At 73.1% G+C, this 21,325-nt stretch carries 20 protein-coding genes; 14 read left to right on the top strand and 6 right to left on the bottom strand.

Translation table 11 applies throughout. The features are described 5' to 3' along the window. The first annotated feature begins 2 nt into the window (after window positions 1-2). Window positions 3-818 (top strand): serine hydrolase domain-containing protein, encoded by an 816-nt coding sequence (locus ACF07N_RS35685; RefSeq protein WP_392120970.1) that lies wholly within the window; start codon window positions 3-5, stop codon window positions 816-818. Between the two features lie 15 nt (window positions 819-833). Here the strand turns inward: ACF07N_RS35685 and ACF07N_RS35690 are convergent, their stop codons facing one another. Beyond that, window positions 834-1,484, bottom strand: coding sequence for a pirin family protein (locus ACF07N_RS35690; RefSeq protein ID WP_392120972.1), 651 nt, complete (start codon window positions 1,482-1,484; stop codon window positions 834-836). Between the two features lie 62 nt (window positions 1,485-1,546). On the opposite strand from ACF07N_RS35690, the gene fasR reads away from it, so the two are divergent. The 5 genes from fasR to fabF all read left to right on the top strand — a co-directional run bounded on the left by fasR (window position 1,547) and on the right by fabF (window position 6,483). Continuing rightward, window positions 1,547-2,752, top strand: coding sequence for a fatty acid biosynthesis transcriptional regulator FasR (fasR, locus tag ACF07N_RS35695; RefSeq protein WP_383323055.1), 1,206 nt, complete (start codon window positions 1,547-1,549; stop codon window positions 2,750-2,752). An 89-nt stretch (window positions 2,753-2,841) separates the two neighbouring features. Further along, window positions 2,842-3,777, top strand: coding sequence for an ACP S-malonyltransferase (locus ACF07N_RS35700; protein ID WP_392120974.1), 936 nt, complete (start codon window positions 2,842-2,844; stop codon window positions 3,775-3,777). Window positions 3,778-3,793: 16 nt separating this feature from the next. Next, window positions 3,794-4,795, top strand: a complete 1,002-nt coding sequence (locus ACF07N_RS35705) for a ketoacyl-ACP synthase III (protein WP_392120976.1) — start codon at window positions 3,794-3,796, stop codon at window positions 4,793-4,795. A gap of 81 nt (window positions 4,796-4,876) precedes the next feature. Next, window positions 4,877-5,125 carry an acyl carrier protein gene (locus ACF07N_RS35710; RefSeq protein ID WP_121746777.1) on the top strand — a complete coding sequence of 83 codons (249 nt, stop codon included), beginning with the start codon at window positions 4,877-4,879 and terminating at the stop codon, window positions 5,123-5,125. An 86-nt stretch (window positions 5,126-5,211) separates the two neighbouring features. Then, a complete protein-coding gene (gene fabF / locus ACF07N_RS35715; protein WP_383586384.1) occupies window positions 5,212-6,483 on the top strand; it encodes a beta-ketoacyl-ACP synthase II in 1,272 nt (423 codons plus the stop codon). 142 nt (window positions 6,484-6,625) lie between these two features. On the opposite strand, the gene ACF07N_RS35720 is transcribed toward fabF, so the two are convergent. Then, window positions 6,626-7,120, bottom strand: a complete 495-nt coding sequence (locus ACF07N_RS35720; protein ID WP_031111976.1) for a DUF3145 domain-containing protein — start codon at window positions 7,118-7,120, stop codon at window positions 6,626-6,628. A gap of 258 nt (window positions 7,121-7,378) precedes the next feature. Here ACF07N_RS35720 and ACF07N_RS35725 point away from each other — a divergent pair, with 258 nt between their 5' ends. Beyond that, window positions 7,379-8,272 carry an SGNH/GDSL hydrolase family protein gene (locus ACF07N_RS35725; RefSeq protein ID WP_392120979.1) on the top strand — a complete coding sequence of 298 codons (894 nt, stop codon included), beginning with the start codon at window positions 7,379-7,381 and terminating at the stop codon, window positions 8,270-8,272. 10 nt (window positions 8,273-8,282) lie between these two features. Next, window positions 8,283-9,254 (top strand): aldose epimerase family protein, encoded by a 972-nt coding sequence (locus ACF07N_RS35730; RefSeq protein ID WP_392120981.1) that lies wholly within the window; start codon window positions 8,283-8,285, stop codon window positions 9,252-9,254. A gap of 91 nt (window positions 9,255-9,345) precedes the next feature. On the opposite strand, the gene ACF07N_RS35735 is transcribed toward ACF07N_RS35730, so the two are convergent. After that, the gene (locus ACF07N_RS35735; RefSeq protein ID WP_392120983.1) at window positions 9,346-11,823 is read right to left on the bottom strand and encodes a glycoside hydrolase family 3 protein; all 2,478 of its coding nucleotides are present in this window, start codon (window positions 11,821-11,823) and stop codon (window positions 9,346-9,348) included. 64 nt (window positions 11,824-11,887) lie between these two features. On the opposite strand from ACF07N_RS35735, the gene ACF07N_RS35740 reads away from it, so the two are divergent. From ACF07N_RS35740 to ACF07N_RS35750, 3 genes are all read left to right on the top strand, one after another. Beyond that, window positions 11,888-12,469, top strand: a complete 582-nt coding sequence (locus ACF07N_RS35740) for a TetR/AcrR family transcriptional regulator (protein ID WP_392120985.1) — start codon at window positions 11,888-11,890, stop codon at window positions 12,467-12,469. Window positions 12,470-12,598: 129 nt separating this feature from the next. Further along, window positions 12,599-12,874, top strand: coding sequence for a LysR substrate-binding domain-containing protein (locus ACF07N_RS35745; RefSeq protein ID WP_392121017.1), 276 nt, complete (start codon window positions 12,599-12,601; stop codon window positions 12,872-12,874). Between the two features lie 87 nt (window positions 12,875-12,961). Beyond that, window positions 12,962-14,206: a pyroglutamyl peptidase gene (locus ACF07N_RS35750; protein ID WP_392120986.1), complete on the top strand. Its 1,245-nt coding sequence runs from the start codon at window positions 12,962-12,964 to the stop codon at window positions 14,204-14,206. On the opposite strand, the gene ACF07N_RS35755 is transcribed toward ACF07N_RS35750, so the two are convergent. After that, window positions 14,190-14,984 (bottom strand): EI24 domain-containing protein, encoded by a 795-nt coding sequence (locus ACF07N_RS35755; RefSeq protein WP_392120988.1) that lies wholly within the window; start codon window positions 14,982-14,984, stop codon window positions 14,190-14,192. The genes ACF07N_RS35750 and ACF07N_RS35755 overlap by 17 nt on opposite strands. Window positions 14,985-15,180: 196 nt before the next feature. On the opposite strand from ACF07N_RS35755, the gene ACF07N_RS35760 reads away from it, so the two are divergent. Next, complete coding sequence (locus tag ACF07N_RS35760) at window positions 15,181-17,754, top strand: M14 family zinc carboxypeptidase (RefSeq protein ID WP_392120990.1); 2,574 nt, start codon at window positions 15,181-15,183, stop codon at window positions 17,752-17,754. Continuing rightward, a complete protein-coding gene (locus ACF07N_RS35765) occupies window positions 17,751-18,896 on the top strand; it encodes a serine hydrolase domain-containing protein (protein ID WP_392120992.1) in 1,146 nt (381 codons plus the stop codon). Before ACF07N_RS35760 ends, ACF07N_RS35765 begins: the two co-directional genes overlap by 4 nt. A 68-nt stretch (window positions 18,897-18,964) precedes the next feature. Here ACF07N_RS35765 and ACF07N_RS35770 read toward each other — a convergent pair whose 3' ends face one another. Then, complete coding sequence (locus ACF07N_RS35770) at window positions 18,965-19,384, bottom strand: organic hydroperoxide resistance protein (RefSeq protein ID WP_383581377.1); 420 nt, start codon at window positions 19,382-19,384, stop codon at window positions 18,965-18,967. A 93-nt stretch (window positions 19,385-19,477) separates the two neighbouring features. Further along, the gene (locus ACF07N_RS35775; protein ID WP_392120994.1) at window positions 19,478-20,500 is read right to left on the bottom strand and encodes an NADP-dependent oxidoreductase; all 1,023 of its coding nucleotides are present in this window, start codon (window positions 20,498-20,500) and stop codon (window positions 19,478-19,480) included. Window positions 20,501-20,599: 99 nt separating this feature from the next. Here ACF07N_RS35775 and ACF07N_RS35780 point away from each other — a divergent pair, with 99 nt between their 5' ends. Further along, the gene (locus tag ACF07N_RS35780) at window positions 20,600-21,052 is read left to right on the top strand and encodes a MarR family winged helix-turn-helix transcriptional regulator (protein WP_392120996.1); all 453 of its coding nucleotides are present in this window, start codon (window positions 20,600-20,602) and stop codon (window positions 21,050-21,052) included. Window positions 21,053-21,325 lie beyond the last annotated feature (273 nt).

The raw sequence follows: 21,325 nt of genomic DNA on the forward strand, positions 1-21,325 counted from the left end.
GCATGTCGCTGAAGAGCCTCGCGCTGATCGAGAACTGGCCGGTTCCCACCGCCGCGGCGGGTGTCGTCCGGGCGGACGGCACCGTCCTGGGCACGCACGGCCCGGCCGGGCAGCGGTTCCCGCTGGCGTCGGTGACCAAGCCGCTGGCCGCCTACGCCGTGCTGGTCGCCTACGAGGAGGGTGCGATCGAGTTCGACGAGCCCGCCGGCCCGGCCGGGTCGACGGTCCGGCACCTGCTCGCCCACACCTCGGGTCTCGCCTTCGACGAGCACAAGGTCACGGCCCCGCCCGGGGAGCGGCGGCTGTACTCCAACGCCGGCTTCGAGCAGCTGGGCGACCATGTGGCGAAGGCGACCGACATTCCCTTCGCCGAGTACCTGCGCCAGGCCGTGCTGGAGCCGCTGGGCATGACCTCGACGACCCTGGAGGGCTCCCCGGCCAAGGACGCGGTCTCCACGGTGGAGGACCTGCTGCGGTTCGCGGCCGAGGTGCAGGCCCCGCGGCTGCTGGACCCCCGTACGGTCGCCGGGGCGATGAGCGTGCACTACCCGGGCACCAAGGGCGTCCTGCCGGGGTACGGGCACCAGAACCCCAACGACTGGGGGCTCGGCTTCGAGATCCGCGACTCCAAGTCCCCGCACTGGACGGGTTCCTCGTCCTCCCCGCGCACGTTCGGGCACTTCGGCCAGTCCGGCACGTTCCTGTGGATCGACCCCGACGCGGGGGTGGCGTGCGTGGCGCTGACGGACCGGGCGTTCGGGCCCTGGGCGATCGAGGCGTGGCCGCCCTTCACGGACGCGGTGCTGGCCGAGCTCTAGACGCGGCCCGGAGCTTCAGGCCATCTCCCAGACGAGCAGCTCGGCCCGCGTCACGGCGTCGGCCTCCAGCCCCTCGGCGCCGGTGATCCGGGCCGCGTCGCCGGCGCCCAGCTCCTCGCCGGCCAGGCGCACCCGGCCGCGTACGACGTGCACGTACGCGTACGCCGCGTCGGGCACCGCCGTCCGCTCCCCCGCCTGGAGCCGCCGTACGTGCAGCATCGCGCCGGCCTCCGGGACGGCGTAGGGCGTGGAGTCGGCGATGCCGCGGACGACCTCGTAGGACGGGTCGCCGCCGGGGTGCAGCGGGGCGAGCCACATCTGGAGGAAGGTCAGGGGCTCCGGCCCGTCGTTGCGCTCCACGTGCCGCACGCCGCCCGCCGAGCTGAGCCGCTGCACGTCGCCGTGGCGGACCACCGTCTCGTGCCCCGTGGAGTCGCGGTGCGTCAGCTCGCCCTCCACCACCCACGTCACGATCTCGGTGTGGCTGTGCGGGTGCTCGTCGAACCCGGCGCCGGGCGCGAGCCGCTCCTCGTTGCAGGCGAGCACCGCGCCGAAGCGGAGGTTGTCCGGGTCGTAGTGGGACCCGAAGGAGAAGGCGTGCCGGGTCTCGATTCCGGCCGCCGGGTCGCCGCCCTGGTAGCGCTCGCCGGCGCGCCGAATGTCCATCACGAGGACCACCGTAGACCCGGCGGCCCACCCTCCCGTCCGGATAAGGCAGTCTTGTCCCCGTGCCCGAACCCGAAACCAGCAAGAACGCAGCCGCAGCCCGTCCCGTCCACCCGCATGCCGCGACGCTGAAGCGACTGGAGAAGTCGTCCGGATCGCTCGCGGCGCAGGCCATCGCGCGGATGGACGAGACGCTGCCCTGGTACCGGGCGATGCCCCCGGAGAACCGTTCCTGGATCGGTCTGGTCGCGCAGGCGGGCATCGCCGCGTTCACCGAGTGGTTCCGGCGCCCGGACGCCCCCCAGGCCATCTCCACCGACGTGTTCGGCACCGCGCCGCGCGAGCTGACCCGGGCCATCACTCTGCGCCAGACCGTGGAGATGGTGCGCACCACCATCGAGGTGATGGAGTCCGCGATCGACGAGGTCGCGGCCCCCGGGGACGAGAGCATCCTGCGCGAGGCGCTGCTGGTGTACGCCCGCGAGATCGCCTTCGCCACCGCCCAGGTGTACGCGCAGGCCGCCGAGGCACGCGGTGCCTGGGACGCCCGGCTGGAGTCCCTGGTGGTCAACGCCGTGCTGAGCGGCGAGGCCGACGAGGGCGCCGTCTCCCGGGCCGCCGCCCTCGGCTGGAACTCGCCCGAGCACGTCTGCGTGGTGCTCGGCACGGCGCCCGACGGGGACAGCGAGCTGACCGTGGAGGCCATACGGCGGGCGGCCCGGCACGCCAAGCTCCAGGTGCTGACCGGGGTGCTCGGCGACCGGCTGGTCGTGATCGCGGGCGGCAGCGACAATCCGCTGGCCGTCGCCAAGTCGCTGATCGGCCCGTTCGCCGCCGGGCCGGTCGTGGCCGGTCCGGTGGTGGCCGACCTGCAGGCCGCGACCCGGTCCGCGCAGGCCGCCGCCGCGGGTCTGAAGGCGTGTTCCGCCTGGCAGGACGCCCCGCGCCCGGTGCTGGCCGACGACCTGCTCCCGGAGCGGGCGATCGCCGGTGACCCCTCGGCCCGCGAGCAGTTGGTGGAGGAGATCTACAGACCGCTGGAGGAGGCCGGGGCGGCGCTGCTGGAGACCCTGAGCGTCTACCTGGAACAGGCGAGCAGCCTCGAAGGCGCGGCCCGGATGCTGTTCGTGCATCCCAACACCGTCCGCTACCGGCTCCGACGTGTGACTGACGTCACCGGCTGGTCACCCTCCGATGTACGCTCTGCGTTCACGCTGCGGATCGCGCTGATCCTGGGGCGTCTGGTCGATGGAGATCTCCAGCCCTAAGGTTTTGTCGGGGCTCGACAAAACCCCCTCGTGTTCTTCGTCCCTGTCCCCACGGGCGGCCGTGCCCGTACCCAAGAGAGAGTGTGAGAGTGCTCGTACTCGTCGCTCCCGGCCAAGGCGCCCAGACGCCCGGCTTCCTGACCGAATGGCTCGACCTCCCCGGTGTCCGCGGTGCCCTGGAGGCATGGTCCGACGCCGCGGGGATCGACCTGATCCGTTACGGCACCGAGGCCGACGCGGAGGAGATCCGCGACACCGCGGTGGCGCAGCCGCTGCTCGTCGCGGCCGGCATGGTGTCCGCGTCCCTGCTGTTCGAGGACCCGGCCGACCTTCCGCGCAAGGTCGGTGCGCTCGCCGGGCACAGCGTCGGCGAGTTCACCGCCGCCTCGCTCGCCGGGGTGCTTCCGCACGAGGAGGCGCTCCGCCTGGTCCGCGCCCGCGGTCTCGCCATGGCCGAGGCCGCCGCGGCCGTCGAGACGGGCATGGCGGCGCTGCTGGGCGGCGACCCCGACGTGACGGTTCCGCACCTGGAGAAGCTGGGCCTGACCCCGGCGAACATCAACGGCGCCGGGCAGATCGTCGCGGCCGGCACCCAGGAGCAGCTCGCCGCCCTGGAGGCGGACAAGCCCGAGGGCGTGCGCAAGGTCGTCGCGCTCAAGGTCGCCGGCGCGTTCCACACCCGGCACATGGCCCCCGCGGTCGAGAAGCTGGCGCAGGCCGCCGCCGAAGCGCGGGGCACCGGTGACCCGAAGGTCACCTACGTCTCCAACAAGGACGGACAGACCGTCGCCACCGGCAGCGAGGTGCTGGAGCGGCTGGTCGGCCAGGTCGCCAGCCCGGTCCGCTGGGACCTGTGCATGGAGACCTTCAAGGAGCTCGGGGTCACGGCCCTGATCGAGGTGTGCCCCGGCGGGACCCTCACCGGTCTCGCCAAGCGGGCCCTGCCCGGCGTGAAGACGCTGGCCCTGAAGACCCCCGCCAACCTCGACGCGGCTCGCGAGCTCATCGCCGAGCACAGTGCCTGAGAAGGAGCCCGAGAGCATGGCGAAGATCAAGCCCGGCAAGGGTGCCCCGTACGCGCGGATCCTCGGTGTCGGCGGCTACCGGCCGACCCGGGTGGTGCCGAACGAGGTGATCCTGGAGACGATCGACTCCTCCGACGAGTGGATCCGCTCGCGCTCCGGCATCGAGACGCGGCACTGGGCCTCCGCCGAGGAGACCGTCGCGCAGATGTCGATCGAGGCGTCCGGCAAGGCCATCGCGGACGCGGGCATCTCCGCGGAGCAGATCGGCGGCGTGATCGTCTCGACCGTCTCGCACTTCAAGCAGACGCCGGCCGTCGCCACCGAGATCGCCGACAAGCTGGGCACCGCCAAGGCCGCCGCCTTCGACATCTCGGCCGGCTGCGCGGGCTTCGGCTACGGCCTGACCCTCGCCAAGGGCATGATCGTCGAAGGTTCGGCGGAGTACGTCCTGGTGATCGGCGTCGAGCGGCTGAGCGACCTGACCGACCTGGAGGACCGTGCGACGGCCTTCCTGTTCGGCGACGGCGCGGGCGCGGTCGTGGTCGGCCCGTCCCAGGAGCCGGCGATCGGCCCGACCGTGTGGGGCTCCGAGGGCGACAAGTCCGACACCATCAAGCAGACCGTGCCGTGGACGGACTACCGCGACGGGACGGTCGAGAAGTTCCCCGCGATCACCCAGGAAGGCCAGGCGGTGTTCCGCTGGGCCGTGTTCGAGATGGCGAAGGTCGCCCAGCAGGCGCTGGACGCGGCCGGGATCACCGTGGACGACCTGGACGTCTTCATCCCGCACCAGGCCAACGTGCGGATCATCGACTCGATGGTGAAGACCCTGAAACTGCCGGAGCACGTCACGGTCGCGCGTGACATCCGCACCACCGGCAACACCTCGGCCGCCTCGATCCCGCTCGCGATGGAGCGGCTCCTGGCGACCGGCGAGGCGAAGAGCGGCGACACCGCGCTCGTCATCGGCTTCGGGGCGGGTCTCGTCTACGCCGCGACTGTCGTTACCCTCCCCTAGGCACTCCGTGCCGGATCATGCGGTCCGGGACGGGAAGAACCACCTGCCACACCCTCTGGATATCTACGAAGGAGCGCCAACATGGCCGCCACTCAGGAAGAGATCGTCGCCGGTCTCGCCGAGATCGTGAACGAGATCGCCGGCATCCCGGTTGAGGACGTCCAGCTGGACAAGTCCTTCACCGACGACCTGGACGTCGACTCGCTGTCCATGGTCGAGGTCGTCGTCGCCGCCGAAGAGCGCTTCGACGTCAAGATCCCCGACGAGGACGTCAAGAACCTCAAGACGGTCGGCGACGCGACCGACTACATCCTCAAGCACCAGAGCTGATCGACCGATCAGGCCCTTGGGCTGACTGCCCCGCCACCCGGCGGTGGCGCCGCTTAATCCTCGGATCCGTTGGAGAAAGAATTCCCGTGAGCTCGACCAATCGCACCGTGGTCGTCACCGGTATCGGCGCAACCACACCGCTGGGTGGCGACGCAGCCTCTACCTGGGAGGGCCTGGTCGCCGGACGTTCCGGCGTCAAGCCCCTGGAGCAGGACTGGGCGGCCGACCAGGCCGTCAAGATCGCGGCCCCGGTCGCCGTGGAGCCGACCGAGGTCATCCCCCGGCCCCAGGCCCGCCGGCTGGACCGCTCGGCGCAGTTCGCGCTGGTCGCGGCCAAGGAGGCCTGGGCCGACGCCGGTTTCGAGGCCAAGGCCGGCGAGGACCCGAACGTCGACCCCGACCGGCTCGGCGCGGTCATCGCCTCCGGCATCGGCGGCGTGACGACGCTGCTCGACCAGTACGACGTGCTGAAGGAGAAGGGCGTCCGCCGCGTCTCCCCGCACACCGTTCCCATGCTGATGCCCAACAGCCCGTCGGCCAACGTCGGTCTGGCCGTCGGCGCCCGGGCGGGCGTGCACACCCCGGTCTCCGCCTGCGCGTCGGGCGCCGAGGCCATCGGCTACGCCATCGAGATGATCCGCACCGGCCGCGCCGACGTCGTCGTCGCGGGTGGCACGGAGGCGGCGATCCACCCGCTGCCCATCGCCGCGTTCGGCAACATGATGGCGATGTCCAAGAACAACGACGACCCGCAGGGCGCCTCGCGTCCCTACGACGTCGCCCGTGACGGCTTCGTCCTCGGCGAGGGCGCCGGTGTCGTCGTCCTGGAGTCCGCCGAGCACGCCGCCAAGCGCGGCGCCCGGGTGTACGCCGAGGCGGTCGGGCAGGGCATCTCCGCGGACGCGCACGACATCGTGCAGCCGGAGCCGGAGGGGCGGGGCATCTCGCACGCCCTGCAGAACCTGCTGGAGCGCACCGACCTGGACCCGGCGGAGATCGTGCACGTCAACGCGCACGCGACGTCGACGCCGGCCGGTGACATCGCCGAGCTGAAGGCGCTGCGGAAGGTGTTCGGTGACGACGCCGACCACATCGCGGTGTCGGCGACGAAGTCGATGACCGGCCATCTGCTCGGTGGCGCGGGCGGTGTCGAGACGGTGGCGACGGTGCTCGCGCTGTACCACCGGGTGGCTCCGCCGACGATCAACGTGGAGAACCTCGACCCCGAGGCCGAGGCGAACGCCGACGTCGTCCGGGGTGAGGCCCGCAAGCTGCCCGTCGACGGGCGGATCGCCGCGCTGAACGACTCGTTCGGGTTCGGTGGGCACAACGTGGTGCTGGCGTTCCGGACGGTTTGATTCGCCTTTACGGCGAGTGGCCCGGACTCTCCGTGAGTCCGGGCCACTCGCCGTTTCGCGTCGTGTTGTGTGCGGGTGCGGGCGGGTGGGGGCTGGTCGCGCAGTTCCCCGCGCCCCTGAGGGGCGCGTCCCCTGAAGGCGTTCACACCACCTGGTGGAGCCAGCGGACCGGGGCGCCCTCGCCCGCGTAGCGGAAGGGTTCCAGCTCGTCGTCCCAGGGCTTGCCGAGCAGCTTGTTCAGCTCGGCTTCCAGGTCGGTCTCGCCCTGCCGGCTGCGCTGGAGGGCCGCTCTGAGCCGGTCCTCGGGGATGAGGATGTCGCCGTGGATGCCGGTGACGGCGTGGAAGATGCCCAGGTCGGGGGTGCAGCTGTAGCGCTCGCCCTCGGCGGTGGGGCAGGGTTCCGCGGTGACCTCGAAGCGCAGCAGGTGCCAGCCGCGCAGCGCGGAGGCCAGTTTGGACGCCGTGCCGGCCTGGCCCTGCCAGGAGAACTCCGAACGCCAGGTGCCGGGCGCGGCGGGCTGCCGGATCCAGTCCAGGCTGACGCGTGTGCCGAGCACCCCGGCGACGGCCCACTCGACGTGCGGGCACAGCGCGCGCGGCGCCGAGTGCACGTACAGAACTCCACGTGTCGTCACCGGAACCTCCGGGCAGTGCGGACCATCTTGGAACGGGCGGTACGGCGGTGACCGGGCGGGTCACGTTGATGGCGAGGCTACCGTGCGGGGGCGCGAGGAGTGTGACGTACGGTCGGTCCAGGTGCCGGGAAACTCCCGCCATTCACCCAGGGGGACGCTTGTACGGGTGTGAGCCGTTGCACCTGATCGGCCGGGAACCCTCGTGCGGTCTCATGGGTTGGGGAGGAAGAGACGGCCGGGCGAGGGGACGGAGCAGGGATGCGGACGCTGAGCCACCGTTCACGGGGTGTTCTCGCCGTGGTCGCGGCGGCCGTGCTGGGCGTGGCCGGGTGTGATGCCGTGGGAGGCGACTCCGCCGCCCCGGCCCGGAGCGCGAAGCCGTCCCCGGAGCCGACGCCCCCGTGGGACCGCAGCCCGGGTTCCGTCGCCGCCGTCGGCGACTCCATCACGCGCGCCTTCGACGCCTGTGACGTGCTGTCGGACTGCCCTGAGGCGTCCTGGGCGACCGGCGCCAGCCCCGAGGTCGACTCGCTCGCGGTGCGGCTGCTGGGGAAGACCGGTGCCGCCCGGCACAGCTGGAACTACGCCGTGACCGGAGCGCGGATGGCCGACCTGCCCGGGCAGATGGCCCAGGCGGTGCGGCGGAAGCCGCAGCTGGTGACGGTGCTGATGGGGGCGAACGACGCCTGCCGGGCCACGCCCTCCGCGATGACCCCGGTCTCCGCCTTCCGCGCCGACTTCGAGGATGCCCTGCGCTCCCTGCGCAAGGCCCTGCCCAAGACCCAGGTGTTCGTGGCGAGCGTGCCGGATCTGAAGCGGCTGTGGTCCGAGGGCCGTACCAGCTCGATGGCCAGACAGGTCTGGCGGCTGGGCATCTGCCCGTCGATGCTGGGCGACGCCCAGGCCCTGGACGCGTCGGCGGCCCTGCGGCGGAACACGGTGCAGAAGCGGGTCGAGGAGTACAACAAGGTGCTGCGGGAGGTCTGCGCCCGGGACGAGCGGTGCCGTCACGACGGCGGCGCGGTGTACGACTACCGTTTCGGCACGGCCCAGTTGAGCCGCTGGGACTACTTCCACCCGAGCGTGGACGGACAGGCCCGGCTGGCGGAGATCGCGTACCGCGCCGTCACGGCGGAAAAGCCGCTCACCTAGAGTTCCGCACATGAGCGAACTCTTCGGCACACTTCCCGACGGGACGCCGGTGCACCGCTGGACCCTGGAGCGGGCGGGTGTACGGGTGCGGGTGCTCTCGTACGGCGGGATCGTGCAGTCGGTGCGGGTGCCGGACCGGGCCGGCCGGGCCGCCGACGTGGTGCTCGGTTTTCCGGACCTCGACGGCTACCTCGCGCATCCGGAGCCGTATCTCGGCGCCCTGGTCGGGCGGTACGCCAACCGGATCGCCGGTGCCCGTTTCACGCTGGACGGGCGGACGTACGCGCTCGAACCGAACAACGGGCCGAACTCGCTGCACGGCGGGGCGCGTGGCTTCGACAAGCGCGTGTGGGACGTGACCCCGGTCGAGCACGGTGTGCGGCTGTCGCGGGTCAGTCCGCACGGCGAGGAGGGCTTCCCGGGGCGGCTGGAGGTCGCGGCGACGTACTCGCTGCGGGCGGACGGGGCGCTGCGGATCGCGTACGAGGCGGTGACGGACGCGCCGACCCCGGTGAACCTCACGAACCACAGCTACTTCAACCTGGCCGGTTCCGGCGACGCGGGCGGTCACGAGCTGCGGCTGGCGGCCTCCCGCTACACGCCGGTCGACGCGGACCTGATCCCGGCCGGGGACCCGCGGGACGTGTCGGGCACGCGCTTCGACTTCCGTGCCGCCCGCAAGGTGGGCGGCGGATACGACCACAACTTCGTGCTCGACAAGGGCGTGACGGACGCTCCGGTGGAGGTCGCCGAGCTGCACGACCCGGCGTCCGGGCGGGTGCTGACGGTGGCGACGACCGAGCCCGGCCTCCAGCTCTACACCGGCGACCACCTGGACGGGCCGTTCGCGCCCGGCGACGGCGTCGCGCTGGAGACGCAGCACTTCCCCGACGCGCCGAACCGGCCGGACTTCCCGACGACCGTGCTGCGGCCGGGCGAGGTGTTCCGCTCGGAGACGGTGTACGGGTTCGGGGTGCGGTAGCCCCGGGACGGACGTCCTCGGTGAACCCATGAGCCCCGGTCCGGAGGTCAGGTCCCGGACCGGGGCTGCCAGGTGGGGAACTCGTCCCGGATCAGACGTTAATCGTCGCGGTGATCCTGCGGTCGGCGATCGAGCGTCCGACCTGGATCTCGTACGAACCCTTCACAAACGACCACGAGTCGGTCGCTTCGTCCCAGATCTCGAAGGCCCGGCGCGGCAGTTCGACGGTCGCCTCGGCCGTCTCGCCGGGGGCGGCCTCGACGTTCGCGAAGCCGGCCAGCCAGCGGGCCGGGCGGGTGGGGTCCGCCTCGCCGGGGGCGAGGTAGAGCTGGACGACCTCGCGGCCGGGGCGGTCTCCGGTGTTGCGCACGCGGACCTTCGCGGTGGTGCCGTGCGGTGTCCCGGCGACCTCGACCGACTCGTAGGTCCAGTCGGTGTAGCCGAGGCCGTGGCCGAAGGGGTGGGCGGGGGTGCGGCCGTGCTTCTCCCAGGCGCGGTAGCCGATGAAGACGCCCTCGTCGTAGGGGAGTTCGCCGTTCTCCGGGACGACCCGGGTGACCGGGGCGTCGGCCAGGGAGCCCCAGGTGGTGGGCAGGCGGCCGCCGGGCTCGTGGGCGCCGGTGAGGACGTCCGCGAGGGCCGCGCCGCCCTCCTGGCCGGGGAACCAGGACAGCAGCACGGCGGCGACCTCGTCGCGCCAGGGCAGTTCCACCGGGGAGCCGGAGTTGACGACCACGACGGTGTTCGGGTTGGCGGCGGCGACGGCGCGCACGAGGTCGTCCTGGCGGCCGGGCAGGCGCAGGTCCGTGCGGTCGAAGCCCTCGGACTCGACGCGCTCGGTGGTGGCGACCACGACGACGGCCGTGTCGGCGTCCCGGGCGGACGCGGCGGCCTCGGCGATGAGTGCGTCCGGGTCGCGCTGCGGGTCCTGGTGGGCGAGGGTGAAGCCGATGACGCGCATGGGGTGACCGTCCGGCGGCGGGACCGTGTGGGTGAGGGAGACCTCGACGGGTTCCCCGGCGGTGAGGTCCACCCGGGCGTGCGGCACGGGCGGGCCGAAGAAGGTGAGGAACGGGTCGTCCCCGTCGGGGCGCTGGACGTCGTCGTAGTACGCGGTGCCCGCGACGGTCAGCCGGAAGGGGCCGAGGCCCTTGATGCCGAAGGTGTGCGTGCCGGTCTCGCGCGGGGTGAAGGTGCCGGTCAGCTCGACGCTGTGCAGCTTCTCGTGGGTGACGCCGTCGGGGAGGTCGGCGCCCATCCACTGGATGTGGCCGCTGGGGGCGGAGCGGGTGCCGAGGACGGTTCCGTCGGCGTCCCGGCAGACGGCGCGGAGCTCGAAGCCCGCGTCGGCGACGGGGAGTTCGGTGTTGGGGTCGGCGCCGAGGGTGTAGGTCAGGGCGCCCTCGGGGAGGGCGGCGGTCAGGCCGTCGAGCGGGGAGACGGTCCGGGCCGGGAAGACGGTGGCGGAGCCGCCGCCGAGGACGCGGGCGTCGCGGGCCGCGGCGCCGGTCAGCGCGACCCGGCCGGGCTTCAGCGGCAGGGCGCCGTTCTCGTTGCGGACGAGGACGAAGGAGCGGCGGGCGATCTCGCGGGCGAGGGCCTCGCCGTCGACCTCCGGGGGCGGTCCGGTGACGACGGGGTCGGCGCCCTCCAGGAGGCCCACCCGGGCGGCGAGGCGCAGCACGCGGCGGACGGCCTCGCCGACCAGCGCCTCGTCGGCCTCGCCGGCGCGCACGGCGCGCGCCAGGTTCTCGCCGTAGACGGTGCCGGGGCCGGGCATGGCGATGTCGAGGCCGCCGGTGAGGGCGCCGGTGGTGGAGCGGGCGGCGGTCCAGTCGGAGACGTTGACGCCGTCGAAGCCCCACTCGCCGCGCAGGACCTCGTTGACCAGGTGGTGGTGCTCGGTCATGGTCGGGCCGTTGACCGAGTTGTAGGCGGTCATGATGCCCCAGGGGTGGGCGTTCTCGACGATCGCCTCGAAGGGGGCCAGGTACAGCTCGCGCAGGGCGCGTTCGCTCACGAGGTTGTTCACGGTGAGGCGGTCGGTCTCGGCGTCGTTGGCGACGAAGTGCTTGACGGTGGTGCCGACGCCGCCGGACTGGACGCCGCGGACGTAGGCGGCGCCGATCCGGCCGGTGAGGTACGGGTCCTCGCTGTAGGCCTCGAAGTGGCGGCCGCCCAGCGGGGAGCGGTGGAGGTTGACCGTGGGGGCGAGCAGCAGGTGGACGCCCTTGCGGCGGGCCTCCTGGGCGAGCAGGACGCCGGCCCGGTGGGCGAGGTCCGGGTCCCAGGTGGCGGCGAGTGCGGTCGGGGAGGGCAGGGCGACGGACGGGTCGTCGGCGCTCCAGTGCACCCCGCGGACGCCGACCGGGCCGTCGGACATGACCAGGGACGCGAGGCCCGCTTCCGGCAGCGCGGGCAGGCTCCACATGTCCTGGCCGGCCAGGAGCCGTGTCCTGGCGTCCAGGTCGAGCTTGCCGAGGGCCGCCTCGACGGCCACCTCGCGCCGTTCCTCCGCTGTCTCCGCCACGTCGGCACCTCCACGTCGAAAGCCGCTGGACGTCACCATCGTGCACCCGGAACCTGTGACACGGTAGGTTTCGTTATCCGCCCGTGACATTCAGGTGTTCGGGGTGCCGTACGGTGACGCCATGACGGCCAGGACGAGGAGCGAGGAGCGGCGCGCGGAGATCGTGCGGGCCGCCCTGGAGGTGATCGCCGAGCGCGGCTACCGGGGAGCGAGCCTGGCGGCGGTCGCCGACCGGGTCGGACTGACCCAGCAGGGCCTGCTGCACCACTTCCCCACCAAGGAGGCCCTGCTCGTGGCGGTCCTTCAGGAACGGGACCGCTGGGACGCGCTGCCCGCCGGCCGGCTGCGCCTGGACCTGCTGGCCTCGCTGGTCGAGTACAACGCGATGCGGCCCGCCATCGTCCAGACCTTCTCGGCACTGCTCGGCGAGAGCGTCACCGAAGGGCACCCGGCGCGCGCCTACTTCACCGAGCGCTACGTCGGGGTGCGGGCCGGCATGGCGGACGTGCTGCGCGCCGAGTACGGCGACCGTCTGCCCGGCGGGCTCACCCCCGAGCGGGCCGCCCCGCTCCTGGTCGCGGTCCTGGACGGGCTGCAGTACCAGTGGCTGCTGGACCCGGAGTCGGTGGACATGGCGTCGGCGTTCCGGGACTTCCTGACGCTGCTGGGCGAGAGCGGCGGCTGACTCAGCGGGCGGGCACCGCCGCCACGGCCTCCACCTCCACGAGCGCCTCCGGGCGGAACAGCCGGGACGCTTCGAAGGTCATGCCGGCCGGCGGGGTGCCGGTGAGGGACTCCCGCCGCACGGCACCGTATTCCTCCAGCCGGGAGATGCCGGTCGCGGGTCGCGCACGTCGTCGGCGAGTGGACGGCCAAGCAGGGCCATGTCGCCGCCGGTCTCGGGCTGACGCTGGTACCGGCGCTCGCGGCCGGGTCCATGCGCCCGGACGTCAGGCTGCTTCGGGTGCTCGACACGGGCGGGCCGGCCCGGGCGGTGTACGCGGCGAGCGTGCGGGGACGGCATCCGACGCCGGCCGCCGCGGCCTTCCTCGCCGCGCTGCGGGAGGCGGCGGCGAGGATCCCCCGCTGATCCCCATGGCGTGGACCACTCCCGTCACGCGATACTGCCGCCGTCCGGCACCACGCCACCCCCACCGTGACGGAAGGCCCAACCCCCTTGAACTCCATACGCGTTCGCCTCGGCGTCCTCGGCCTCGCGCTGCTGACCGGCTTCACCGTTCCCCCGTCGGCGAGCGCCGCCGAGGCGGCCCCCTCCCCCACCGTCGAGGAGCAGCGGCTCGACCGGGCCGCCCCGCAGGAGATCCTGCGCCGGTCCGGGTTCGACGCCGTGGCCCCGCGGCTGGCCCGGGCGCTCGGCACGGCCGGCTCCTACGGGGAGGCGCGCCGGGTCGTCGCCCGCGAGGGGGCACAGCTGTGGCGGCGGGCCGTGGACCGGGCGCAGGGGCGCGGCCCCGCCGGCGGTGACCTGAGCCGGGACGACGACCGGCCGCTGTACTGGGCGCGGCTCGGCATGACCCGGGAAGTGCGCACCTGGGAGCCGGAGTTCGGGCTGACGGACGGGCAGCGGGCCGCGCTGCTGGACGAGCTGGAGCGCACGTCGCGCGGCCAGAGCGCCGTGCGCTACCCGCACGGCAAGGGTTTGAAGCGCATCCTGCTCACCGGCTTCGACCCGTTCACCCTGGACCGGGACATCCGCATCTCCAACCCCTCCGGCGCCACCGCGCTCGCCCTCGACGGCACGGTCGTCGAGACCGCGGACGGACCGGCCCGGATCGAGACGGCCGTGTTCCCGGTGCGCTGGCGGGACTTCACGGAAGGCACCGTGGAGCGGGCCCTGCGGCCGCACCTCGGGAAGGTCGACCTGTTCACGACCGTGAGCCAGGGCCGCGTCGGGCGGTTCGACATCGAGCGGACCAACGGGGCCTGGCGGGGCGGCTTCGGGGACAACGAGAACGTCGGCCGCACCGAGACGGTCCCCGTCACCGACCCCGCCTCGCAGCCCCAGTGGACGACGACCACGCTGCCGTACGCGGCGATCGTGGCGGCGCCCACCGGCCGCTTCCCCGTGTACGACAACACGAGCGTCACCGAGATCCCGGCGGGCGGCACGCAGCCCGTCGTGCGCCCCGAGGGGCCGACCCCCGGCTCGACCGCGCGCGCGGGCGGCGGCGGGGACTACCTCTCCAACGAGATCGCCTACCGGGCGACCCTGCTGCGCGACCGGCTCGGCCTGCACGACGTCCTGCCGGGCGGGCACGTGCACACCCCGGTCCTGCAGTTCGGCGCCGGGAACACCACCGAGGTGACCGACCCGGACTTCGTGCGCAACCGGCTGGACATCATCGCTCAGGTGAGGACGATCCTGACGGTGGCCACGGAGGCGGCTACCGAAGCGTCTTGACCGCCTGGTCGCCACCCTCGTCGCTCTCCCGGATCTCCTCGCCCAGCAGCTCCCGCGCCATGAGGGTGGCGCCGGCCACCGCGCCCGGCATCAGGAACACCGCGACGAACGGCACCAGGAACGACACGGCCAGGGGCGTGCCGAAGCCCCAGACCAGGGTCTTGCGGGAGCGCAGCAGCGTCAGGCGGCTGCGCAGCTCCACACCCCGGCGCTGGAGGGCGACGGCGGTGAGTTCCTCGGTGAGGAAGAAGCCGGTGACGAAGAACCCGATCACGGGCACGGCCGTCTGCCCGACCACCGGGATGAAGCCGCAGGCGAACAGGAGCACGCCCCACAGCGCGGCCCGCACGACGATCCGCAGGCTGTCGCGGCCGGAGATCCACAGCTCCCGCCACAGCGGCAGGCCGGACTCGGGGGCGTGCCCGTCCGGGGAGACGTCCCGGTCGACCTTCTCGGAGAGGTTCTCGTAGAAGGGCTGCCCGATCAGCAGCGTCACCGCGGTGAACGTCACGACGGCCAGGAGCAGCGCGAGGGCGAACAGCACGGCGGTCAGGAAGCCGCGGAACAGCCCGAGCCACGGGTTCGGCCAGTCGTCGGCGAAGGGCGTCGACCAGGCGACGGCGTCCTCGCCCCACACGCCCAGCGCGACGAGCACCCCCGCGTACAGCACCAGGGTGATCAGGCCCGGGAGCAGCCCGAAGCCGTACTGCCTGCCGTGCCGGGCCACCCATCGCTGGCCTTTGAGCAAGTACCGGAAACCCGTCCCCAGATCGCGCATGGGACGACCCTATCCGGGCCGGTGTCGCGCTCTTGACGCGCTCCGGTCACGCCGCTGTCACAGGCCGCCCGGGCCGCGAGGGGCCCCGCCGGTGGGCCGTCCGGGTCACCGGGGACACCAACGCGCCCTTGTTGCCGTTGAGTCGAACCGGTACACCTCGCCGTACCGATCTCAGGAAGCCCCACAGGAGGTACGCGTGCGCACCACGAGAACCGTTCCTGCGAGACCTGCGCTGACCGTCGTCCTCGGCCTCGCCACGGCGGGTTCGCTGCTGCTCGCCCCCGGCACCGCGGGCGCCGACCCCCAGCCCGTCACCCGGGAGGGCGCCCCCGTCGACGACCGGGCGGCCCGGGCTCCCGAGAGCGCGGCCCGGCGGGCCCTGACCGCGCCCGACGAGACCTCCCCCGCGGCGGACACCCGCGGCTATCCCCGCCGCCAGGTGCTCTCCCCCGACCCGGAGAACCCCGGCGACAGGTCCCAGAAGCTGGGGCTCATCCCGTACCACGGGATCGCGCCGGAGCTGAACGCCCTGCAGCGCCTCGGCGACCGGGTGAGCGTGGAGGTGGCGGGCCGCTCGGCCGGCGGCCACCGCCTCTACCTGGTCACCGTCACCGCCCCGGAGACCACCCGCGAGGCCCGCGCCCAGCGGCGGATGCGCGAGCTCATCGAGCACGCACCGGCCACGGCGGCCAAGTCCCCCGAGATCAAGCGAACTTACAAGACCCCGGTCTTCGTCAACAGCAACATCCACGGCAACGAGTGGGAGGGCACGGACGCCTCCCTGAAGGTCATCGAGGAGCTCGCGACCGCACGGGACGCCAGGACGAAGGACCTCCTCGCGCACAGCCGCCTGTACTTCAACATCACGGCCAACCCGGACGGCCGCATCGCCGGCACCCGCGCCAACGCGGGCGGCTTCGACCTGAACCGCGACTTCGTCACCGCCTCCCAGCCCGAGACCCGCGCCATGCGGCGCATCCAGCTGGAGACCCAGCCGGCCGTCCTGCTCGACCTGCACGGCTACGTCAACGGCACCCTCATCGAGCCCACCACTCCCCCGCACGGCGAGAACTACGAGTACGACCTCTTCCTGAAGAACACCTACGCCAACGCCCTCGGCATGGAGTCCGCCGTCAACGCCCTCGGCTACACGCCCGCGAAGGACGGCGTCGAACCGGCCCAGATCCCCTTCCGCGACCAGGAGGAGGGCTGGGACGACTGGCCGCCGATCTTCACCCCGCAGTACGCGGCCTTCCACGGCACGGTCGCCGCCCACACCGTGGAGATCCCGCTGGCGGTGAACAACGAGGAGTACGACGAGCTGCCCGTGGCCGAGCTGCGCCGCCGCTCGGCCGTCAACACGGCCGTGGCGGGCGCGGCCGTGCGCGCGACCCTGGAGCACGTCCGGGAGCGGCGCACGACGCTGATCGCCGACCAGATCGAGGTGTTCCGCCGCGGCGCTGCGGGCGCCCCGCAGGTGCCGGTGTCCCCGCGGACGGTCCCCGGCGTGCCCGGCATCGGCCCGGAGGACGTCTACACGACCACCTTCCCGCGTGCCTACGTCATCCCGCCCGGCACCTCGCGTGCCCAGCGCTCCGCCCCGGCCGCCGCACGTCTGGTCGACCACCTCCTCGCCAACGACGTCCGCGTCACCCGCGCCACCCGCGCCGTCCGGCTCGCCGGACGCACCTACCCCGCCGGTTCGTACGTCGTCGACATGCGCCAGCCCAAGCGCGGCATGGCGAACGTGCTGCTGGCCGACGGCCGGGACATCAGCGGCGAGGTGTCGGCGATGTACGACATCTCCGGCTGGAGCCTGGGCCGGCTGTGGGGCGCCACGGTCGAGCCGGTGGCCTCGGGCAGCCTGCGGGGCGCGCCCCTGCGCCCGGTCACCGGGGCGGCCCCCGTCGCACACGTACCGCCGCACGGCGACCTCCTGCTGCGCCTGGGCGACCCGCGCGAGATCGCGGCCCTCAACTCCCTCCTCCGCGACGGCGTCACCGTGCGCGAGACCCCGGACGGCAACGCGGTCGTGCCCGCCTCGGCCCGCCGCGCGGCGCTCGCCGCCGCCCGCGCGCACGACGTCTCCTTCACGGCCACCCGGCTCACGGGCACCACCCCGCTGCACCGGCTGCGCGTCGCCGCCGCCGTCACCCCGGGTGAGCTGTTCGCCCTGCGGGAGATGGGCTTCGACGTCACACCGGTCTCGACGGCCGTGCTGAACGCGGGCTTCGACTGGTCCGGCACGGACGTGCTGTTCGTCTCCGCCGGCCTGGACCGCGCCCGGCTGACGGCGCCCGCACGCGGTGCCCTGGACGCCTTCCTCGGCCGTCACGGCCTGGTCGGCCGGGGCGCGACGGGCGCGGCCCTGAACGCGGCGGCGGGCCGGCTGGCCGTCACGCCGGTGGCGGGCGACGCGGATGCGAACGGCGTGGTGCGGGTGACCAACCCGGGTCCGCTCACCAGAGGCGCGCCGGACCACACCTTCGTCTACGCCCCGCTCTGGTTCACCGGCCTGGGCGCCGGGGTGCGCGTCGAGCAGGCGTACGCGTCCGGGAACCCGCTGGTCTCCGGCCACTGGCGCCCGCTGCGCGACGGTTCGGGCGGCCCGGCCGCGGCAGCCGGACGGGCCGCCGTGGTCAGCGGTGACCGGACGGTCCTGTTCGGCACGGAACCACTCTTCCGTGATCACCCCAAGGGGGGATTCGCCCAGGTGGCGAGGGCATTGTTCACAGTGGCACACAGCGGTTCGGTTGAGGAGAGCGGATGACGCAGGAGATCCACGGCACCGTGGCGGACGGCTTCGAGGACGTACGCGAGGAGTTCGCCGCGTTCGTGGCCGGGGAACGGCCGGACTACGAGGGCCAGCTGTGCGCCTACGTCCACGGGCGCAGGGTCGTCGACCTGTGGGCGGGCACCGAGGCGGACGCCCTCTACGGCGTGTTCTCGTCGACCAAGGGCGCCGCGTACCTGGTCGTGGCGCTCCTGGTCCAGGACGGCACGCTCGAACTGGACCGCAAGGTGACGTACTACTGGCCGGAGTTCGCGGCCGAGGGCAAGGGGGCGCTGACCCTGCGCGACCTGCTCGCGCACCGGGCGGGCGTGGTCGGCACGGACACCGGCTTCACGCTCGCGGAGCTGGCGGACGACCGCCAGCTCGCCGAACGCCTCGCGGACCAGCGGCCGTTCTGGCGTCCCGGCACGGCGTTCGGCTACCACGCGCTGGTCAGCGGCGCTCTGGTGGGCGAGGTGGTCCGCCGGGCCACCGGCCGCACCCTCCAGGAGGTCTACCAGGAGCGGATCCGGACCCCGTACGCCCTGGACTTCCACCTGGGCCTGCCCGCCCCGCTGGAACCCCGCTTCCGCACGACGCAGCCGATGGCCCCGACCCCGAAGCAGCAGGCCCTCCTCGACGCCGCGCCGACGGGCCCGCACACGCTGGCCTCGATCGCCTTCAACGGCAACGCGGCCGAGCCGACCGACCTGGCCTCGCTGCCCAACATGCCGCTGGTGCGCGCGAAGGGCCCGGCGTCGGTGGGCGGGGTGGCGTCCGCGCGGGGCCTGGCAGGCCTGTACGCGGCGGCGATCAGCGAGCTGGGCGACCGGGCGCCGCTGCTCAAGCCGGACACGGTGGCGGAGTTCGGCCAGTACCACTCGGTCGGCTACGACCTGGTGGCCCGGAGCCACAAGTCGTTCGGGCTGGGCTTCCAGACGACCGCTGACACGTGGCACCCGTTCCTCGGCGCCGGGACGATCGGGCACAGCGGCGCGAGCGGGTCCCAGGCCTTCGCGGACCCGTGGAGCGGCCTGGCGTACGGCTACACGCGCCGCCGGTTCGCCTTCCCGGGCGGGGCGGCACCGGAGAACGACCGGCTGGCGCGGGCGGTCCACCGGGCCGCGCTCGCCGCCTGACACCGGGCACGGGCGGAGGCCGCACCCCACGTCCAGGGGTGCGGCCTCCGTGTACGCAACGACGGTCCTCAGACCAGCGTCACGGTGATGTTCCCGCGGGTCGCCTTCGAGTACGGGCACACCTCGTGGGCCTTCTCGACCAGCGACCGGGCGGTGCTCCGGTCGACCCCGGGGATGTCGGCCGAGATCTCGACGATGATCCCGAACCCCTCCCCGTTCTTGCCGAGACCGACCTTGGCGGTCACGGTCGAACCGGTGAGGTCGGCCCCCTCCTGACGGGCGACGACACCGAGCGCGCCCTGGAAGCAGGCGCTGTAACCGGCGGCGAAGAGCTGCTCCGGGTTGGTCCCGGCGCCGCTCCCGCCCATCTCCTCCGGCGGGTTGACGACGACGTCGAGCTTGCCGTCGTCGGTGGCCACACGGCCGTCGCGCCCGTTCTCTGCGGTGGCCACGGCGGTGTACAGGACGTCGGACTGCTGGATCGGCATGCGGTGGTGTTCCTCCGGTCGTCCGCCGCGGCTCGCGCCCGGGCCGGGACGGATTCGGAAAGAAGTTACCGCATACCGAAAGTCAAGCAAAGGTCAGAGCTTGACGATCATCTTCCCGGTGTTGTCACCGCGGAGCACGCCGAGGAACGCCTCCAGGTTGTTCTCGATGCCCTCGACGACGGTCTCGCGGTACTTCAGCTCGCCGGAGGCGACCCAGGGGGCGACCTCCCGCACGAACTGCGGCTGCAGGTCGTAGTGGTCGCCGACCAGGAAGCCTTCGATGCGGCCGCGGGTCTGGATGAGGCGGGCCAGGTTCCTCGGGCCCGGGGCGGGCTCGGTGTTGTTGTAGACGGAGATCATGCCGCAGACCGCGATCCGGCCGCCCTCGTTGAGGGAGCCGATGGCCGCCTCCAGGTGGTCGCCGCCCACGTTGTCGAAGTAGACGTCGATGCCGTCGGGGGCGGCGGCGCGCAGCTGCTCGCTCACGGGGCCGTCCTTGTAGTTGAAGGCGGCGTCGAACCCGTACTCCTCCACGAGGAGCTTCACCTTCTCCTCCGACCCGGCGGACCCGATGACCCGCGAGGCGCCCTTCAGCTTCGCGATCTGCCCGACCTGGCCGCCCACGGCGCCGGCGGCGCCGGAGACGAAGACGGCGTCGCCCTCCTTGAAGGAGGCGGTGCGCAGCAGGCCCGCGTAGGCGGTGAGGCCGGTCATGCCCAGCACACCCAGGTACGCCGAGAGGGGCGCGGCCTCCGGGTCCACCTTCACGGCGTTCTTCGCGGCCACGACGGCATACTCGCGCCAGCCGAAGAAGTGCAGCACGTGGTCGCCGGCGGAGATCCCCTCGGCGTTCGAGGCCACGACCTCGCCGACGGCGCCGCCCTGCATGACCTTGCCCAGCTCGAACGGGGCGACGTACGACTTCGCGGCGCTCATACGGCCACGCATGTACGGGTCCACGGAGAGGTACTTGTTCCGGACGAGGACCTGCCCCTCACCGGGCTGCGGGACCTCCGCCTCGACCAGGGCGAAGTCCTCGGGCTTCGGCCAGCCGACCGGGCGGCTGAGCAGGTGCCACTCGCGACTGACGGCGGGGAGGGTGGGGGTGTCGGTCATGGTGCGCCTTTCCTTCGGTCTCCGGCAGATGTTTCAGTACCTGAAACAACCGTGCTCTGAATATTTCAGGTTGTCAAACAAGCGGGTACCCTCGACGGCATGGCCTCCACCACACCGGGTCCCGAGACCAGGACCCACCCCCGCCCCGATCCCCTGACCCTCGAAGTCGTCGAGCTGATCGGGGAGGTCGTGGCGCGGTTCCACGAGGACTACGAGTCGGCGGCGGCGGAGCACGCGCTGACGGGCGCGCAGGCGCGGCTGCTGAGCCTGCTGTGCCTGGAGCCGCTGCCGATGCGGAGGCTCGCGCAGCGGCTGAAGTGCGAGCCGTCGAACGTGACCGGGATCGTGGACCGGCTGGAGGCACGCGGGCTGGTGGAGCGGCAGCCGGATCCGGCGGACCGCCGCGTGAAGGTGGCTGCGGCGACGGAGGAAGGGCGGCGGGTGGCGCGGAGCCTGCGGGAGTCGCTGCGGTTCGCGCGGGAGCCGCTGGCGGGGTTGCCGGAGGAGGAGCGACTCGCTCTGCGGGACGCGCTGCGGGGGATGCTGGGCTGAGACCGGCGCGGTGCGCGACCCGGCACAGCGGGGGTACGCCTGCCCGCAGCCGGGCGGACGGGGTCCCCACAGCTCGGTGGCGCTGCGACGGATCTGAGGCGCATTCCGGGCGGTGGCCGATACGCTCCCGCACCCGCCGACGCACGGAAGGGGCCGTGTCGGGGGGTGTCCGCCCGCAGCGGTTGGCGCGTCAACGGGGAGTCAGTCGGCACGCAAGTCGATCGCGCCGTTCCGAGGACGGACACCCCCCGGCGCGGCCCCGACCCGCACCCC

The sequence above is a fragment of the Streptomyces sp. NPDC015242 genome (assembly GCF_043079125.1).
GTDB lineage: Bacteria > Actinomycetota > Actinomycetes > Streptomycetales > Streptomycetaceae > Streptomyces.

Excerpts from the sequence above, each read along its gene's own strand:
- ACF07N_RS35685 (WP_392120970.1), top strand. The coding sequence starts at position 3 with ATGTCGCTGAAGAGCCTCGCGCTGATCGAGAACTGGCCGGTTCCCACC.
- ACF07N_RS35690 (WP_392120972.1), bottom strand. The coding sequence starts at position 1,484 with ATGGACATTCGGCGCGCCGGCGAGCGCTACCAGGGCGGCGACCCGGCG.
- ACF07N_RS35705 (WP_392120976.1), top strand. The coding sequence starts at position 3,794 with ATGGCGAAGATCAAGCCCGGCAAGGGTGCCCCGTACGCGCGGATCCTC.
- ACF07N_RS35710 (WP_121746777.1), top strand. The coding sequence starts at position 4,877 with ATGGCCGCCACTCAGGAAGAGATCGTCGCCGGTCTCGCCGAGATCGTG.
- ACF07N_RS35725 (WP_392120979.1), top strand. The coding sequence starts at position 7,379 with ATGCGGACGCTGAGCCACCGTTCACGGGGTGTTCTCGCCGTGGTCGCG.
- ACF07N_RS35730 (WP_392120981.1), top strand. The coding sequence starts at position 8,283 with ATGAGCGAACTCTTCGGCACACTTCCCGACGGGACGCCGGTGCACCGC.
- ACF07N_RS35735 (WP_392120983.1), bottom strand. The coding sequence starts at position 11,823 with ATGGTGACGTCCAGCGGCTTTCGACGTGGAGGTGCCGACGTGGCGGAG.
- ACF07N_RS35755 (WP_392120988.1), bottom strand. The coding sequence starts at position 14,984 with ATGCGCGATCTGGGGACGGGTTTCCGGTACTTGCTCAAAGGCCAGCGA.
- ACF07N_RS35765 (WP_392120992.1), top strand. The coding sequence starts at position 17,751 with ATGACGCAGGAGATCCACGGCACCGTGGCGGACGGCTTCGAGGACGTA.
- ACF07N_RS35770 (WP_383581377.1), bottom strand. The coding sequence starts at position 19,384 with ATGCCGATCCAGCAGTCCGACGTCCTGTACACCGCCGTGGCCACCGCA.
- ACF07N_RS35775 (WP_392120994.1), bottom strand. The coding sequence starts at position 20,500 with ATGACCGACACCCCCACCCTCCCCGCCGTCAGTCGCGAGTGGCACCTG.
- ACF07N_RS35780 (WP_392120996.1), top strand. The coding sequence starts at position 20,600 with ATGGCCTCCACCACACCGGGTCCCGAGACCAGGACCCACCCCCGCCCC.